Here is a 16,021-nt window from a genome sequence, read left to right as displayed (position 1 = left end):
TCAATGGCCTTTCGAAATAAGCTGGCTGTAAAGCGCGGCGTAAAGGCCGGCGCTCTTTTCCCAGGAAACATCGGATTTCATCCCGAGTTTCTGCATTTGTGTCCATAGTTTCGGGTCGTGATAATAACGGATGGTCCGGCGGATCGCCTGTTTGAGTCCATCAAGCGTGACGGGGGAAAATTGCACACCGGTCGCCGACTTGTTGGCGATAGCGGCATGGTTGGCGTCGATCACCGTGTCTGCAAGGCCGCCGGTGCGGGCGACGACCGGAATGCAGCCGTAACGCAACGCATAAAGCTGGGTGAGGCCGCAGGGTTCGAAGCGCGAGGGGATGATGATCGCGTCGCAGCCCGCCTGCATGAGATGTGACAGGGGTTCGTTGTAACCGATGGCAACGCCGACGCGGCCATGGTGGCGGGATGCGGCCGCCAGGAGCGCACCTTCCAGCGCCACATCGCCCGCGCCCAGCACCACCAGACGGCCGCCGAGGGAAACGATCTCGTCCACGGCTTCGGCCATGAGGTCGATGCCCTTCTGCCAGGTGAGGCGTGAGATGACGCAAAACAGCGGGCTGTCATCGTCATCGATGCGAAAATGTTCGGCGACAGACTTCTTGTTCAGGGCCCGGTTTCTGAGATTGGCGGCGGAATAATTGTCATGAATCAGATGATCCGTTGCCGGGTTCCAGACGTCCGCGTCGATGCCGTTGACGATGCCGTGCAGCACATGGGCTCGGCTGCCGATAACGCCGTGCAGGCCCATGCCGAATTGCGGGGTGAGGATTTCCTCGGCATAGGAGGGACTGACGGTGCTGAGCGCCGTCGCCGTCTGCAGTCCACCCTTGAGGAAACTCACATCGTTATAATATTCCACGCCCTCCATGCCGAAAGCATGGGCTGGTAGCCCAAGCTTGCTGAAGATGTTGGCGCCGAACTGCCCTTGGAAGGCAATGTTGTGAATGGTGAGCAGGCTCGGAATTTCAGGCGTTTCGGCATAACGCATGTAGACTGGCGCCATGGCAGCCTGCCAGTCATGAGCGTGCAGGATATCCGGCCGCCAGTCGGGAAATTCGCCGGCTGCAATGCGGGCCGCCGCCAGCGAAAGCGCCGCAAAGCGCTTCCAGTTGTCGGGATAATCCTTGCCCGTCTGGTCGAGATAGGGCCCGCCGGAGCGCTCGTAATAAGCGGGCGAATCGAGGATGAGGAGATCCAGTCCCTCGTGCCGGGCTTCGAGCAGATCGGCCTTTTCGCCCAGCAGGTCGGTGAATTCGTAACATTTCACCGCGTTCGTCACGGCAGCTTTCACCGCTGGGTACCCGGGTATCAGCGTGCGCGTCTGTACGCCATAGGCTTCGAGCGCGATGGGGAGCGCGCCGGCAACATCGGCGAGCCCTCCGGTCTTGATCAGGGGGTAGATTTCGGATGAAACCGAAAGGACATTCATCGGCGCTACAGGTCCAGCTTGTCGATCATCGATTGGGTGATAAGGCAGATGCCGTTTTCGGTACGGCGGAAACGTTTGGCATCCAGTTCTGGGTCTTCTCCTACAATCAGTCCTTCCGGAATGACCACGCCATGGTCGATGACGACATTGCTGAGCTGGGCATGACGCCCGATCTTCACACTCGGCAGTACTACGGCATTCTCAAGGCGGGAGTATGAATTGGCGCGCACGCCTGTGAACAGAAGGCTGCGGTTGAGCGACGCACCCGAAATGATGCAGTCACCGGAAACGACCGAAGACACGGCCGAACCACGGCGGTTCTCGTCGTCATGGACGAATTTTGCCGGCGGGGTGATTTCCGCATAGGTCCAGATCGGCCAGGATTTGTCGTATATATCGAGGTCAGGCACCACATCCGTCAGGTCGATATTGGCCTGCCAGTAGGCGTCGATGGTGCCGACGTCCCGCCAGTAGGGGCCATGCTCGAAATCCGAACGCACGCAGGAGTCTGCGAAGCGGTGGGCGACGGCTTTGCCGTGTTTCACGATATAGGGAATGATGTCCTTGCCGAAATCGCGGCTGGAGGTGGGGTCTGCGGCGTCGCGGCGCAGCGCTTCCATCAGGAATTTCGTGTGGAAGACGTAGATGCCCATGGAGGCGAGCGCAAAACCCTCATTGCCGGGAATGCCGGGCGGATCGGCGGGCTTTTCAATGAAATCGATGATCTCGTCTTTTTCATTCACATGCATGACGCCGAAGCCGGTTGCTTCCATACGCGGCACTTCAAGGCAGCCGATCGTCACATCCGCACCGGAATCGACATGCTGCTGCAGCATGTATTCGTAGTCCATTTTATAGATATGGTCGCCGGCGAGGATGACCATGTATTCCGGCCCATAGGGCTCGATAATGTCGATGTTCTGGTAAACCGCGTCTGCCGTACCTTCATACCATTGCGTTTCGGAAACGCGCTGGGAGGCGGGCAGGATGTCGAAGCTTTCGTTACGTTCGGGGCGGAAGAAGTCCCAGCCGCGCTGCAGGTGCCGAATGAGGGAGTGCGCCTTGTATTGCGTGGCGACGCCGATGCGGCGAATGCCGGAATTAAGCGCGTTGGAGAGCGCAAAATCAATGATGCGCGCCTTGCCGCCGAAATAAACGGCGGGTTTTGCCCGGCGGTCCGTGAGTTCCTTCAGGCGGCTGCCTCTGCCGCCCGCGAGGACATAGGCCATTGCATCACGCGCCAAAGGCTGAACTCTTTTTTCCGACATGGTGTCCTCCCTCTCTGTCTGTCAGTTTTCCGGCTCGAGCATAATCGTGGCGAGCGGCGGCAGGACGAGCATCGCCCCGATATCGCCGCCGGCATCGACCGCCTGAACGCGTCCGCCATTTCCCTTGCCGCTGCCGCCATAAATTTCGGCATCGGTGTTGAGAATCTCCCTCCACCGCCCCGCCTGGGGCAGCGGCACATAATAGTTTTCCCGATAGACCGGGGTGAGGTTGCAGATGACCGCGACCGGCTTTTCGCCGGGCGCCGTGCGCAGCCAGGCGAAGACGGAATTCTCGTGATCATCGACCACAAGCCAGCGGAAGCCGTCGGGTTCGCAGTCCCGGGCATGCAGGGCGGCTTTGGATCGGTAGGTGAGGTTGAGATCACGCACGAGGCGGCGCATGCCCTCGTGCATCGGATATTGGCGCAGGTTCCAGTCGAGCGCGCCCTTTTCGCTCCATTCGCTCCACTGCGCAAATTCCTGACCCATGAACAGCAGCTTCTTGCCGGGATAACCCCACATGAAGCCGTAATAGGAGCGGAGATTGGCGAATTTCTGCCAGTCATCGCCGGACATTTTGGCGATCAGCGACCCCTTGCCATGCACGACCTCGTCGTGGGACAGCGGCAGCACGAAATTTTCGGTGAAGGCGTAAAGCAGGCCGAAGGTCAGTTCCTGATGATGGAACTTGCGATGCACAGGCTCCCGCGAGAAATAACTCAGCGTGTCGTGCATGAAGCCCATATTCCACTTGAAACCGAAACCGAGACCGCCCTCATGAACGGGCTGCGACACTTTCGGCCAGGAGGTGGATTCCTCGGCAATCGTCATGACGCCCGGATGGGTGCCATAAACGAGGGAATTCATCTTCTGCAGGAAGCGCACGGATTCGAGATTTTCGCGCCCGCCATATTCGTTCGGGATCCACTCACCTTCCTTGCGGGAATAATCGAGATAGAGCATCGAGGCGACTGCATCGACGCGCAGGCCGTCGAGATGGAATTTTTCAGCCCAGTAAAGCGCGTTGTTGATGAGGTAGGACATGACCTCGACGCGGCCGAAATTATAGATCGCCGTGTTCCAGTCGGGATGGAAACCCTGACGCGGATCGGCGTGCTCATAGAGCGCCGTGCCATCGAACCAGCGAAGTCCATGTTCGTCGGTCGGAAAATGCGCGGGAACCCAGTCCAGCAAAACGCCGATGCCAACCTTGTGAGCGCCATTGACGAAGCGGGCAAACCCTTCGGGATCGCCAAAACGTGCGCTTGGGGCGTATAGACCCGTCGTCTGGTAACCCCAGGAAGGGTCATAGGGATGTTCCGTAATCGGCAGGAACTCGATATGGGTGAAGCCCATATCCGTACAATAGGGAATGAGCTGGGCGGCGAGCTCGTCCCAACTTAGGAAGGTGCCGTCCTCACGACGCTGCCAGGAGCCGGCATGAACCTCATAGATGCTGATCGGCTGGCGGCGCTGGTCCACCTGCGCCCAATGCTCCCTATGGGCCTGATCTTCCCATTTTTGCGTCAGTTCGGACGTAGTGACGGAAGCGTTCTTCGGCCGCAACTCGGCGCGGCGGGCATAGGGGTCGGCTTTCAGCGGCAGCAGCTCGCCGTTTGCACCGAGAATCTCGAATTTGTAGGCGCAGCCGGCATAGACGTCGGGCGCGAAGATTTCCCAGATGCCCGTATCCTTTCGGAAACGCATCACATGCCGGCGGCCGTCCCAATTGTTGAAATCGCCAACGACGGAAACGCGCCGCGCATTCGGCGCCCAGACGGCGAAGTGAAAACCTTCAACGCCTTCGAGCTTCAGCGGGTGCGCGCCCATCTTGTCGAACAGCCGCAGATGCGATCCTTCCCGGACGAAATAATCATCCATGGGGCCGAGAACCGGGCCGAAGCTGTAGGGGTCTGTCACAGCCCACTCGGCATCATCGCGGCAGGCGCGGTAACGCACCGGCTGGCGTTTGGAAATATCGATCGGGCCTTCAAAAAAGCCGTCCGGGTCCAGCTGCTTCAATTCGCCCACGAAATTTCCGTCCAGCGTCAGGACGGAAACCTCCTCGGCACCCGGAATGAAACAGCGGGCAGAAAACCCTTCCGGCGTTTCGTGAACGCCGAGAAGGGCAAAGGGATTGGAATGCAAACCGCTCTTGATCGCCTCGATTTCAGCCTTCGTGATGTCGCCAGTCTTTTTCTCGTCGGCCGAATTGAGCGGTTTTTTCATCAGGCTCTCCAGATCTCGGTGGCATATTGGCGGATCGTCCTGTCGGACGAGAACCAGCCCATGCGCGCCGTATTGCGCACTGTTTTGGCGTACCAGCTATCCGGATTACTCCAGATCGCATCTACTTCTCGCTGCGCACCGGCATAGGCGTCGAAATCGGCGGCAACCATGAACCAGTCGCTGTTGTAAATACCGTCGATCAGGCCGGCGAATCGTGAGCGGTCATCCGGCGAGAAGACGCCTGATGCGATGGACGAAAGGGCCTGCGACAGTTCCGACGATCCTTCGATGATCGCGCGGGGATTGTGACCCTCTGCACGGGCTCTGGCCACCTCATCGGCCGTCATGCCAAAAATAACGATGTTGTCTTCACCGACATGATCGCGCATTTCAACGTTGGCGCCATCGAGCGTGCCGATGGTCAGTGCGCCGTTGAGGGCGAATTTCATGTTGCCGGTGCCGGAGGCTTCCATGCCGGCCGTCGAAATCTGTTCGGAGAGATCGGCGGCGGGTACCATGATTTCCGCGAGCGAGACGTTATAGTTCGGAACAAATACCACTTTCAGAAGCCCGCGCACGGCCGGATCGTTGTTGATGACCCGGGCAATATCGTTGGCAAGCTTAATGATCAGCTTCGCGTTGTGGTAACTCGGCGCCGCTTTGCCTGCAAAGAACTTAACGCGCGGAACCCAATCCAGTTCCGGGTGAGAACGAATCTGGTCGTAAAGCGCGACGGTTTCCACGAGGTTCAGAAGCTGGCGCTTATATTCATGGATACGTTTGATCTGGATGTCGAACATGGCCGACGGATCGACGCGAATGCCCATGCGCTGCGCCACCGTATTGGCAAGGCGCACCTTGTTCAGACGCTTCACCTCGGCGAATTTCTCGCGGAACGCGGCATCGTCGGCGAAACGGTCGAGCGCTGTCAGCTTTTCCGCATCGTCGAGGAAATCGTCGCCGATCGTTTCGCGAAGCAGGCTGGTGAGGCCGGGATTGCACTGCATCAGCCAGCGGCGCGGTGTGATGCCGTTGGTCTTGTTGTTGATACGGTCAGGATAGAGGCCGTGGAGATCGGCAAAGACCGTCTCCTTCATCAGCTCGGTATGGAGGGCAGAAACGCCGTTGATCGAATGAGAGCCGATGAAAGCGAGATTGCCCATGCGCACGCGGCGCTCGCCGCCTTCATCGATGAGCGAGATGGAGCGGATCTGCTGATCCGCCATCTTCTTTTCCTTGCGGGCAAAGAGCAGCGTATTTGCGTTGATGGCGTAGACGATCTGCATGTGCCGGGGCAGAAGACGTTCGAGCAGCGGCACGGGCCAGCTTTCCAGCGCCTCCGGCAGCAGCGTGTGATTGGTGTAGGAGAAGGTACCCTGGGTGATCTTCCAGGCCTCATCAAATTCCAGCCCGTGCACATCGCATAGAAGACGCATCATCTCCGCAATGGATATGGCCGGATGTGTATCGTTTAGCTGGATCGAGACCTTTTCCGGCAGCGAAGTAAAATCCGGATATTGCTGCAGATGGCGGCGCAGAATGTCCTGCAAGGAGGCGGAGGAGAAGAAGAATTCCTGCCGCAGGCGCAGTTCCTGACCGGCAGGCGTCGCGTCAGCAGGATAAAGAACCCGCGTCAGGCTCTCCGCCTTGTTGCTTTCACGCAGCGCGCCGATGTGGTCGCCAGCGTTGAAGGCAGCCAGCAGAATGGGATCGATCGGCTGTGCCGACCAGAGGCGGAGCGTATTGACGCGCGTGCCGCGCCAGCCGACGACCGGCGTGTCATAGGCCATGGCGATGACGCGTTCGGCCGGTTTCCAGACGAAACGCTGCGGATCTTCATAACCGCCGATTGTCTCCACCGATCCGCCGAAGCCGATTTCATAGGAGCTTTCGCGGCGTTCGAATTCCCAGGGGTTACCGTGGGCAAGCCATGTTTCCGGCAGTTCCACCTGCCAGCCATCTGCCATCTGCTGGCGGAAGAGGCCGTGCACGTAACGGATGCCGTAACCATAGGCGGGGATATCAACGGTCGCCATGGATTCCATGAAACAGGCGGCGAGACGGCCAAGGCCGCCATTGCCGAGCGCGGCATCCGGCTCCAGCCCGGCGATGACGTCAAGATCGACGCCGAGGGAGGACAGCGCGTCGCGGATTTCATGCATCAGGCCGATATTGGAGATGGCGTCGCGCATCAGGCGGCCGATCAGGAATTCGAGCGACAGGTAATAAACGCGCTTGGAATTGTTGGCATAGGCCTTGCGGGTGGATTCCATCCACTTGTCGATGATGCGGTCGCGTACGACGAGAATGGTCGCGGTCAGCCAGTCATGCGGCTTGGCAACCTTGACGTCCTTGCCGATACGGTAGGTGAGGCGTTCGATGATTTCCGACGCCATGATTTCCGGGTTGGAACTGCGCGGCGCGGGACGGGGGAGATCGGCGGCGTTGAGATTATTGATCATTGGTCGGTCAGCACCTTGGTGGGAGGAGAGGGTCTGATGAGGTCGATCCGTGTTGCCTTTGCTGATGCCAGTTTATGCATCGATATGGAGGTGTGGCAACAGCAATTTTTTCGGAAAGTTGAACGGCTTAGGGTAATGAAAAATAAGAATTTTTACTCTGCGTTCCGAGGATCGCCGAAGGGATTGCCGGCCCATTACGGGTCGTTCCTGAACGGGTTTGCACGGTCGTCGCGATGGTGGGCAACGTGCAAGAAAGGGAGAGGCTGCAACACTTCTAAATGGTTCACCGGTCCTGAAATCTGTTTCGCTCTAATATTCCGTTTTGCGCGTCGAGCCGAAAATCGTGCTTATTCCGATCCGACGCCATGGACCACACACTAGCCTTCGCGGCTGCAAAAATTCAATGAAAATAAACGAGGCATCGCGGCAGCCGCACCGGTCGACGGAAGCGACGCCGCGAAACCGGGAAAATGCGGCCAGCAAAGCCGGGATTACGGAAGGAAAAAAGCCTGTGTCGTCATTTTTCCGGCGCGGATCGTCACGCTGGTATTTGGTGGAACGGCGCACCAGGGAGCACAATCGAAGGAAAAGGGTTCCGAACTCAACGCAATGCCTTCGTCCAGGCCGCGCCAGTAAAGTGTGGGCGGCTTGTCATCGCTTGACCAGCGGAAGGCGTGAACGCAATCACCATCCATCAGAACGGCGCTGAATCTCAATGCGGAAGAGACACCTGCCGCCATCATCTTTTCCTGGCAAAGCCGCAGCGCGGTAGAGATGGCATTGACCGGGTCCACCTCAAGGCCATGGCCGGCGGCAATCAAGAAGATCGCTTCGCTATCGCCCGTGCCGCGTCGGGATGCATAGATGTCATCGGGGATAAGGGAATCGATATCGCGCCTGATCTGCTCATAGCCACCGATCTGGCCGTTATGCATGAAAAGGTATTTCCCATGCGCAAAGGGGTGGCAATTGGCGCGCGAGACTTCGCCCGACGTGGCGGATCGCACATGCGCCATGAACATGCCCGATCGAAGCTGGTGGCAAAGTGCCGCGAGATTGGCGTCTGACCAGGCGGGGCGCGTGTCGCGAAAGACGCCGGGCGTTGCGCGTTCGCCATACCAGCCAAGGCCGCAACCATCACCATTAACGACGGTCTTGGCTTCCCTTGCTGCCATGGACTGGCTGACAAGCGAGGCTTCCGGCTCGATCAGCAGGCTGTCGAGCCAGACCGGTTTACCGGAATAAGCAAAGAGGCGGCACATTCATGCAGCTCTGTCGAATGCCTTGTCTCCGAGCGCAAAGCCGACGGCGGCCTTCGCGTGAATGGCGGTCGAATCGTAACCCGGCAGCGGCAGGGCGTCGGGATCGATCAGCAGGGAAATTTCGGTGCAACCGAGAATGACGGAATCAACGCCGAGTGCGCGGGCCTTCTCGATGACCGCAAGATAGCGGTCACGCGAGCAGGACTTGATCTCGCCCTGGCACAATTCACCGAAGATGATGTCGTGGATGGCGGCCCTGTCTTCGGCATCCGGCACGACCACGTCGACGCCGTGGCGGCGCATCCGGTCCGTGTAGAAACCGTGTTCCATCGTGTAGCGGGTGGCGAGCAGCAGCGGCTTGCGGCGTCCATCCGTTTTCAGGGCGGCTGCGGTCTCGTCGATGATGTCAATCAGCGCCACGCCGGACATTTTCGCAACGGTGTCGGCAACGAGATGCATGGTATTGGTGCAGATCAGTACACAATCGGCGCCGGCATTGGCAAGGCGCGCGCCTGCTGCACCCAGAAGCGCGCCGGCCTCATCCCAGCGGTCTGCCTTCTGAAGGGCGACGACCTCGGAAAAATCGAGCGAATGCATGACGATATCGGCCGAGACCAGACCGCCGCGGCTGTCGCGAACCGCCTCGTTGATCATGCGGTAATAGGTTGCGGTGGATTCCCAGCTCATGCCGCCGATCAGGCCGATCCGTTTCATAAGAGTTCCCTTTTCAACTTTGATTGAAAGTAAGAATGCCATCGTCGCAACGAAAACGGCATGCGTTTTTGCGCAGTTTTCGCGGCCTGGATGCAAACTCGGCGCGGTTTCTGTCCTGATGTCGCAAATTTCTTGCGCGCTTGCGTTAACCTGTGCATTGTTCACTGATGATTGATGACCGCGACCGCCGAATCCTTGCGATTCTCCAGGAAAATGCCGAAACCCCGCTCGCCGATATCGCAGAGGAAGTTTCCCTGTCGCTATCGGCCTGTTCGCGCCGCATCACGCGGCTACGAACGGAAGGTTATGTGACAGGCACCATGGCGCTGCTCGACCGGCGGAAGATCAATCTTCCGACCACGGTTTTCCTGCTGGTAAGAACGGGCCTTCATGCGGAGGACTGGCTGGACCGGTTCCATGCCGCAGTCAGCACCATCCCTGAAATCGTCGAGGTTCACCGGCTCACCGGCAATTTCGATTATATTCTGAAGCTCGTCCTGCCGAATGTTGAATATTACGACACGGTCTACAAACAGATTCTGCGCCGCGTGCAGCTTTACGACATGTCCGCCTATATCTCCATGGAGACGGTGAAACTGTCGTCTTCGCTGCCGACGACGCATATCTGAGGGCTATCGAACCTTGATCAGCGTGCTGCCTTGAAACGGACGCCAAAGCGGAAGCTTCGCGTCTCGCCCGGTTGCAGCGTAATTGCATCCGCGAGTTCCGCCTGGTTGAAGGCGTTGGTCGGCGTTTCCACGGGTTCGAGCGCGATGGAGCGCCGCCTGTCGCGTGCGAGCGTATCCCCGGTAAAGACATGCATGTGCCCACGCTCCTGCCAGACCGTCAGGCTTGAACCGTCATGCGGGTTTTCGAGCCTCGTCTCGTAAAGCCCGTTTGCGGAAGCAATCAGATCGGTGAAACAGGCATCGACCACATGCCCGGCCAGCGGGGTATGGAGAAAAAGGGTGTCGTTCCGTTTGAGTAACCCGCCCTGTGGGTTTCGCAGGGGGATGAGATACTCGTTTGTTTCAATTGCTGTTCGCGAAGGCAGGGTGAGGAGAAGGTCGTCGATAGACGTGGTGCCGGGCAGGCGGAAATAGGGATGCCAGCCGGCGGCGAAGGGCAGGGGCCGGTCGTCGCGGTTGATGCCGCGTATGTCGATGGTAACGTCATGGCCGACGAAGCGATATTCCACTTCGATGGCGAGACGGTAAGGGTAACCGCTGAAATCCGCAGGCGATATTTCGGCACGGAAGATGAGAGTATGAGCGCCGTTTTCCTCCGATGACTGGGCGAGGACGAAGGGCAGGGCTCTGGCAAATCCGTGGAAGACTAGGGCTTCATGGGCAAGCACCGGCTCAATGCGGTGCGTCTGCCCGGCAAAACTAAACCGACCATCCGGGATGCGGTTGGAGAAGGGCGCGAGAATGCCGTTCCTCACGCCATTTTGGGACTGCATTTCGGCGGGCGTCGAATATCCGTCGACGAGATTTTCGCCTCCGCTGCCATCGGCAGAGACCGGCCGCCAGCTCAGAAGCGTCGCCCCTTGATAGGCGATTTCGGCAATGAAACCGGTTCCGGAAACGGTCAGACTGGCAATTCCCGTGCCTGTCGCGGAGGTGGTCATCGGGAAATTGTCCTTTGCATACATGCGTCTGCTGTCATCGCGGCCACTGCCGTGCCGATTCGCCTGATCATCTTCCCTGAAAGACAATTTCGCAATGGCTCGCAGGGACTGTATCAACAGGCTCCTGCCATCCCCTGTCTGCCGGTCAATCAGTCCGGAAAGCTTCGCTTTGCGCCGCTGAAAAACTCCATAAGCGCTGCCTGGTCCTCTCCACCGAGCCCTGCTGCCGTGAGCATCCGGTGCACCTCGGCGCAAACAGCCGTCAGCGGCATGGCCGTGTTGGTGCGTCGGGCGAGATCCTGCGCGCCGTTCAGGTCCTTCACCATATTGTCGATCCGGCCGGTGCGGCGGTAATCCCTTGCCACGTAACGCGGCATGTACTCCTGCAGGATGGCGCTGTCGGCGCGGCCGCCCCTCAGTGCCTGCGGAATTTTTGCGGCATCGACGCCGGCGTCCAGCGCCAGTTGCGTCGCTTCCGCTACAGCAAGGAAGTTCAGACCGCACAGAACCTGGTTGATGAGTTTTGTGGTCTGCCCTGCGCCGCAGGGTCCCATATGAGTGTAATTGCTGGCCACATGTCGCAGCACGCGATGCGCATCGGCCACATCCTTTTCGCTGCCCCCCGCCATAAGCGTCAGTTGGCCGACAAGCGCCTTGGGCGCGCCGCCCGAAAGCGGGCTGTCCACCCAGCGCAGGTCCTTTTCGGCGGCATCGGCTGCCAGTTCCTTTGTGGCTTCCGGATCGATGGAAGACATGTCGATGATGAGCGTGCCGGGCTTCGCCCCCGCCGCGACGCCATCCTTGCCGAAGACGGCGATGCGAACGATTTTGGGCGAATTGAGGCTGAGAATGACCACATCGGAAATCGACGCTGCTTCCGCCGCTGTGCTCGCGCTCTGCGCGCCGAGGCTCGTCAGTGCCGCCACCTTTTCCGCATCCAGATCGAAAACCGTCAGCTGATTGCCGGTCTCTATGAGCCGTGTCCCGATCGCCCCGCCCATGGCGCCTGCGCCGATCAGTGCAATTTTGTTCTTCTCGGTCATGGTGGTCACGGCCTCCTCCCAAAGCGTCGTGGTGTCGTCGTTCAAGCCCGGATGGCGGTGCAGCCGGCCATCCGGGCCTGGGGTGTCAAAGCGAAGCGGTAATGCCGCCGTCGACGTAGAGAATGTGGCCGTTCACGAAGGATGAGGCATCGGACGACAGGAAAATGCAGGCGCCGACGAGTTCTTCGACCTTGCCCCAGCGACCGGCCGGCGTGCGCTTTTCAAGCCATGCCGAAAAGGTCTCGTCCGAAACAAGGGCGGCGTTGAGCGGGGTGTCGAAATAACCGGGCGCAATGGCGTTACACTGCAGTCCATATTTGGCCCAGTCCGTTGCCATGCCTTTTGTCAGGTTGCCAACGGCACCCTTGGTGGCGGTGTAGGGGGCGATGCCGGGGCGGGCAAGGGCGGTCTGCACGCTGGCGATGTTGATGATCTTGCCACGGCCGCGGCCGATCATGTGGCGCGCGGCAGCCTGCCCGGCGTGAAACACCGAGGCGACGTTGGTTTGCAGCAGGCGCTCGAAGGCATCCGCCGGAAAATCCTCCAGCGGCGTTCGGTGTTGCATACCGGCATTGTTGACGAGGATATCGATGGCGCCGACCTCCGCTTCGAAACGGTCGATCGCCTCGCGCACCGCGCCGTGATCGGTAGCATCGAAGGCAAGCGTTCTGGCACCCTTGATGCCCGCTGCCGCCGCCTTCAGCTTCACCTCATCGCGCCCGTTCAGCACCACTTCCGCCCCTGCTTCCGCCAGCCCGTGCGCCAGCGCCAACCCGATGCCCTGGGACGAACCCGTGATCAGGGCGCGGCGGCCGGAAAGATCGAACAAATTAAGGCCCACTGTTTCCTCCAGTCTCTCGACATTGCATTCTTGAAAGAATATGTTACCGATAACATTCATCCGTTTGAGGGCGGATGTCAAGGCTGATGCGCCCGCTTTCGGTACGTATCGGGCGGGTGGCGAACTGACAAGGTGCATCGAGGCGCATCTTGCGGCAGCAATGGGATGAAGAATTTTATGCGCCATAATGGCGCGCGCTTGAACGGGAGTTGTCATGAAAGCGATTGTCGCCCACGGGGCAAAGGATGTGCGCATCGAAGACCGGCCGGAGGAAAAGCCGGGACCGGGTGAGGTGCGGCTCCGTCTGGCCAGGGGCGGAATCTGCGGCAGTGATCTGCACTATTACAATCATGGTGGTTTCGGCGCCGTGCGGTTGCGTGAACCCATGGTGCTGGGCCATGAGGTCTCCGCCGTCATTGAGGAACTGGGCGAAGGCGTCGATGGGCTGAAGATCGGCGGTCTGGTTGCGGTTTCGCCATCCCGGCCGTGCCGAACCTGCCCCTTCTGCCAGGAAGGCCTGCACAACCAGTGCCTGAACATGCGGTTTTATGGCAGCGCCATGCCTTTCCCGCATATTCAGGGCGCCTTCCGCGAGGTCCTGGTGGCCGACGCCCTGCAATGCGTGCCGGCCGATGGCCTGAGCGCCGGTGAGGCCGCCATGGCGGAACCGCTGGCGGTAACGCTGCACGCCACCCGCCGCGCCGGTGATATGCTGGGAAAACGTGTGCTTGTCACGGGCTGCGGCCCGATCGGTATCCTCTCCATTCTGGCCGCGCGCCGCGCCGGTGCAGCTGAGATCGTCGCCACCGATCTCTCCGATTTCACGCTTGGCAAGGCGCGTGAGGCGGGTGCGGATCGCGTCATCAATAGCAAGGACGAGCCCGACGCGCTTGCCGCCTACGGTGCGAACAAGGGAACCTTCGATATTCTCTATGAATGCTCAGGCGCCGCCGTGGCGCTTGCCGGCGGCATCGCGGCGCTTCGCCCGCGCGGCATCATCGTCCAGCTTGGCCTTGGCGGCGATATGAGCTTGCCGATGATGGCGATCACCGCCAAGGAACTCGATCTGCGCGGTTCCTTCCGCTTCCATGAGGAATTCGCAACCGGCGTTGAATTGATGCAAAAGGGCCTGATCGATGTCAAACCTTTCATCACCCAGACCGTTGATCTCGCCGATGCCATCTCGGCCTTCGAATTCGCTTCCGACCGCAGCCGCGCCATGAAGGTTCAGATCGCTTTCTCGTAAGCAAGGTTTCTACGTGCGAATACGCCGACGTTTCGATTGGCGGCGGGTTATCCCGCCGCCAATTTTTTTGGGCTGATTGTTGGTCGTAGCGACTCGCGTAGATGTTATCGATATCATCGACTGCTTCGGAGACTTCATTCCGGCTCAAGACCGGAATGACGGATGGAAAGTGACGGACGCCAGCAAACGCTCCAGCCTGTCATACCCCCCAACGCGACTGCCGCATATTTTGCCCGGACTGCACCCAGGACCGTCTATACCAGCGTCGTCTCTGCCCATTTGCACATTTTGACGCAGGTCAAAAAGGTGATTTGCCGCCAGTCGTTTTTTGCGTTATCGAAATTTCAGAAAGTACTGAAAATTCAGAAAGAAGAGAAATGTCTTCCAGTCTCTCCCCGCTCGTTCAGTCCTTCGTGCTGCATTTCGGTGAGATGGGCAGCCGCTGGGGCATCAACCGCACTGTCGGCCAAGTCTATGCTCTGCTTTACATATCGCCACAGCCGCTCTGCGCGGACGATATTGTGGAGGCGCTCGGAATTTCGCGGTCCAACGTGTCGATGAGCCTCAAGGAACTGCAAGCCTGGAACCTGGCAATTCTCAAGCACTTCCCCGGAGACAGGCGTGATTTTTTCACGACGCCTGAGGATGTCTGGCACATCCTGCGAACGCTTGCTGAGGAGCGCAAGAAACGCGAAATCGATCCGACCCTCAGCGTGCTTCGGGAAATCCTGATGGAAACGCCGGAAAACGAAGATGAGCGTCATGCGCAGAGGCGTATCGATGAGATGAAGACGCTGATCGAGCAGCTGACGGGTTGGTATGACGATGTGAAAAGGCTGGAGACGGAACGGCTGGCTTCTCTTCTGGCGCTCGGCTCCAAAGTCACCAAGCTTCTGGAGGCCAAGGACAAGATCGTTTCCCTTGGTCGGCCCCGCGTCGCGAAAAAGGACGGCTAAGGCGATCATGACCATGTCAGCCCAGACCCCTCCCTTGGCCGACAGCCGCGATGACGGCTGTTCCGCGCCGGTTGCACTGTCGCTCGGTACGCGGCGGGTCTTTTCCATTCCTGGCCGCAAGCCCCGCGCCGATAAAGCGCCCACCCCGCAAAAAATGCACGCACCGGCGGCGGCAAGGTCGGCTTCCCTGCTGCATGTTCTCGTTTCGCTGTTCTGGTTGCCACAGGCGGGTCTGCTTGCCTTTTCCGTCGGAAAAATTGCTGATGGTGCGCCAATGATGGCGCTCATGCCGCCGGCTGCGGCCATTTTTCTTCTCGGTATCCTCAAGGCCCTTCTGGAAAAAACCGCAGCGCGCATGTCGTTCCGTATGGCGCGGGCGGCTCTTTCGCAGCGGCGGCTGGAAGCGCTCCACGCCCTGGCCAGGGTCTCCCCGCTCGACCTCTCGCGAACGGCTTCCGGTGAGGTGGCAGCTGTCGTTGCCGAAACGTCGGAAGCACTGGTGCCTTATCTTTCCCGTTTTCAGCCGGCAAGGATGAAGGCAACGATCGTTCCGGTGGCATATGCCCTCGTCATCCTTCCGTTCAGCTGGATCGCGGCGCTGGTGCTTTTGCTTGCCATGCCGACCATTCCGCTGTTCATGGCTTTGATTGGCTGGCAGGCCAAGGCCGCCAGTGAAAAGCAGCTTGCCGAGGCCGGCAATATGAACGCTTTCCTGCTCGACCGGCTGCGCGGGCTGGAGACGATTCGGGCGCTGGAAGCGGTCAATCTAACGGCCACACGCCTGAGCGCCGATGCGCAGAATCTCAAGAAGAGAACGATGGCGGTGCTCAGGATCGCCTTTCTCTCATCGGCAGTGCTTGAGCTTTTCGCGGCGCTCGGCGTCGCCATGACGGCCGTTTACATCGGTTTCCATCTGCTCGGCTTTCT

Annotated in this window: 13 protein-coding genes; 4 read left to right on the top strand and 9 right to left on the bottom strand. The window is 59.4% G+C overall.

Annotated features, from left to right (window positions below):
* The 6 genes from glgA to DOU54_RS02125 form a co-directional block, all read right to left on the bottom strand.
* Entirely contained in the window at positions 1-1,443 is a 1,443-nt protein-coding gene (glgA, locus tag DOU54_RS02155; RefSeq protein WP_113730383.1) for a glycogen synthase GlgA, read from the bottom strand.
* Positions 1,444-1,448: 5 nt separating this feature from the next.
* The gene (gene glgC / locus DOU54_RS02150; protein WP_004437759.1) at positions 1,449-2,711 is read right to left on the bottom strand and encodes a glucose-1-phosphate adenylyltransferase; all 1,263 of its coding nucleotides are present in this window, start codon (positions 2,709-2,711) and stop codon (positions 1,449-1,451) included.
* 21 nt (positions 2,712-2,732) lie between these two features.
* Positions 2,733-4,940, bottom strand: coding sequence for a 1,4-alpha-glucan branching protein GlgB (gene glgB, locus DOU54_RS02145; protein WP_004437762.1), 2,208 nt, complete (start codon positions 4,938-4,940; stop codon positions 2,733-2,735).
* Positions 4,940-7,402 (bottom strand): glycogen/starch/alpha-glucan phosphorylase, encoded by a 2,463-nt coding sequence (locus tag DOU54_RS02140; protein WP_022563443.1) that lies wholly within the window; start codon positions 7,400-7,402, stop codon positions 4,940-4,942. Before DOU54_RS02140 ends, glgB begins: the two co-directional genes overlap by 1 nt.
* A gap of 491 nt (positions 7,403-7,893) precedes the next feature.
* On the bottom strand, positions 7,894-8,664 hold the full coding sequence (locus DOU54_RS02130) for a class II glutamine amidotransferase (RefSeq protein WP_112637316.1): 771 nt from the start codon (positions 8,662-8,664) through the stop codon (positions 7,894-7,896).
* On the bottom strand, positions 8,665-9,378 hold the full coding sequence (locus DOU54_RS02125) for an aspartate/glutamate racemase family protein (RefSeq protein WP_006698095.1): 714 nt from the start codon (positions 9,376-9,378) through the stop codon (positions 8,665-8,667). It abuts the gene before it with no gap.
* Positions 9,379-9,545: 167 nt separating this feature from the next.
* Between DOU54_RS02125 and DOU54_RS02120 the strand changes: the two genes are divergently transcribed.
* Positions 9,546-10,007, top strand: a complete 462-nt coding sequence (locus DOU54_RS02120; protein ID WP_003508584.1) for an Lrp/AsnC family transcriptional regulator — start codon at positions 9,546-9,548, stop codon at positions 10,005-10,007.
* Between the two features lie 17 nt (positions 10,008-10,024).
* On the opposite strand, the gene DOU54_RS02115 is transcribed toward DOU54_RS02120, so the two are convergent.
* From DOU54_RS02115 to DOU54_RS02105, 3 genes are all read right to left on the bottom strand, one after another.
* Positions 10,025-11,008, bottom strand: a complete 984-nt coding sequence (locus DOU54_RS02115) for an aldose 1-epimerase (protein WP_113730548.1) — start codon at positions 11,006-11,008, stop codon at positions 10,025-10,027.
* 149 nt (positions 11,009-11,157) lie between these two features.
* Entirely contained in the window at positions 11,158-12,051 is an 894-nt protein-coding gene (locus DOU54_RS02110; protein WP_113730546.1) for an NAD(P)-dependent oxidoreductase, read from the bottom strand.
* Between the two features lie 85 nt (positions 12,052-12,136).
* On the bottom strand, positions 12,137-12,892 hold the full coding sequence (locus tag DOU54_RS02105) for an SDR family oxidoreductase (RefSeq protein WP_112637378.1): 756 nt from the start codon (positions 12,890-12,892) through the stop codon (positions 12,137-12,139).
* A gap of 214 nt (positions 12,893-13,106) precedes the next feature.
* Here DOU54_RS02105 and DOU54_RS02100 point away from each other — a divergent pair, with 214 nt between their 5' ends.
* From DOU54_RS02100 to DOU54_RS27810, 3 genes are all read left to right on the top strand, one after another.
* Positions 13,107-14,138: an L-idonate 5-dehydrogenase gene (locus tag DOU54_RS02100; RefSeq protein WP_113730381.1), complete on the top strand. Its 1,032-nt coding sequence runs from the start codon at positions 13,107-13,109 to the stop codon at positions 14,136-14,138.
* Between the two features lie 377 nt (positions 14,139-14,515).
* Positions 14,516-15,094 (top strand): GbsR/MarR family transcriptional regulator, encoded by a 579-nt coding sequence (locus tag DOU54_RS02095; protein ID WP_037090619.1) that lies wholly within the window; start codon positions 14,516-14,518, stop codon positions 15,092-15,094.
* Positions 15,095-15,107: 13 nt separating this feature from the next.
* Positions 15,108-16,021, top strand: a 914-nt coding sequence (locus tag DOU54_RS27810; protein WP_502695885.1) for an ABC transporter transmembrane domain-containing protein, incomplete at its 3' end; no start/stop codon positions are given.

Origin of the sequence: Agrobacterium sp. MS2 (genome assembly GCF_003261015.1) — a bacterium.
Classification (GTDB): domain Bacteria; phylum Pseudomonadota; class Alphaproteobacteria; order Rhizobiales; family Rhizobiaceae; genus Agrobacterium; species Agrobacterium pusense.
The sequence above is the reverse complement of the archived record's forward strand: the minus strand, read 5'-3'. Positions and strand labels throughout refer to the sequence as shown.

Bases quoted from the DNA above. Each gene is read 5' to 3' on its own strand.
- DOU54_RS02125 (WP_006698095.1), bottom strand. From the start codon at position 9,378: ATGAAACGGATCGGCCTGATCGGCGGCATGAGCTGGGAATCCACCGCA.
- glgB (WP_004437762.1), bottom strand. From the start codon at position 4,940: ATGAAAAAACCGCTCAATTCGGCCGACGAGAAAAAGACTGGCGACATC.
- glgA (WP_113730383.1), bottom strand. From the start codon at position 1,443: ATGAATGTCCTTTCGGTTTCATCCGAAATCTACCCCCTGATCAAGACC.
- DOU54_RS02095 (WP_037090619.1), top strand. From the start codon at position 14,516: ATGTCTTCCAGTCTCTCCCCGCTCGTTCAGTCCTTCGTGCTGCATTTC.
- DOU54_RS02140 (WP_022563443.1), bottom strand. From the start codon at position 7,402: ATGATCAATAATCTCAACGCCGCCGATCTCCCCCGTCCCGCGCCGCGC.
- DOU54_RS02130 (WP_112637316.1), bottom strand. From the start codon at position 8,664: ATGTGCCGCCTCTTTGCTTATTCCGGTAAACCGGTCTGGCTCGACAGC.
- DOU54_RS02100 (WP_113730381.1), top strand. From the start codon at position 13,107: ATGAAAGCGATTGTCGCCCACGGGGCAAAGGATGTGCGCATCGAAGAC.
- DOU54_RS02115 (WP_113730548.1), bottom strand. From the start codon at position 11,008: ATGACCACCTCCGCGACAGGCACGGGAATTGCCAGTCTGACCGTTTCC.
- DOU54_RS02120 (WP_003508584.1), top strand. From the start codon at position 9,546: ATGATTGATGACCGCGACCGCCGAATCCTTGCGATTCTCCAGGAAAAT.
- DOU54_RS02110 (WP_113730546.1), bottom strand. From the start codon at position 12,051: ATGACCGAGAAGAACAAAATTGCACTGATCGGCGCAGGCGCCATGGGC.
- glgC (WP_004437759.1), bottom strand. From the start codon at position 2,711: ATGTCGGAAAAAAGAGTTCAGCCTTTGGCGCGTGATGCAATGGCCTAT.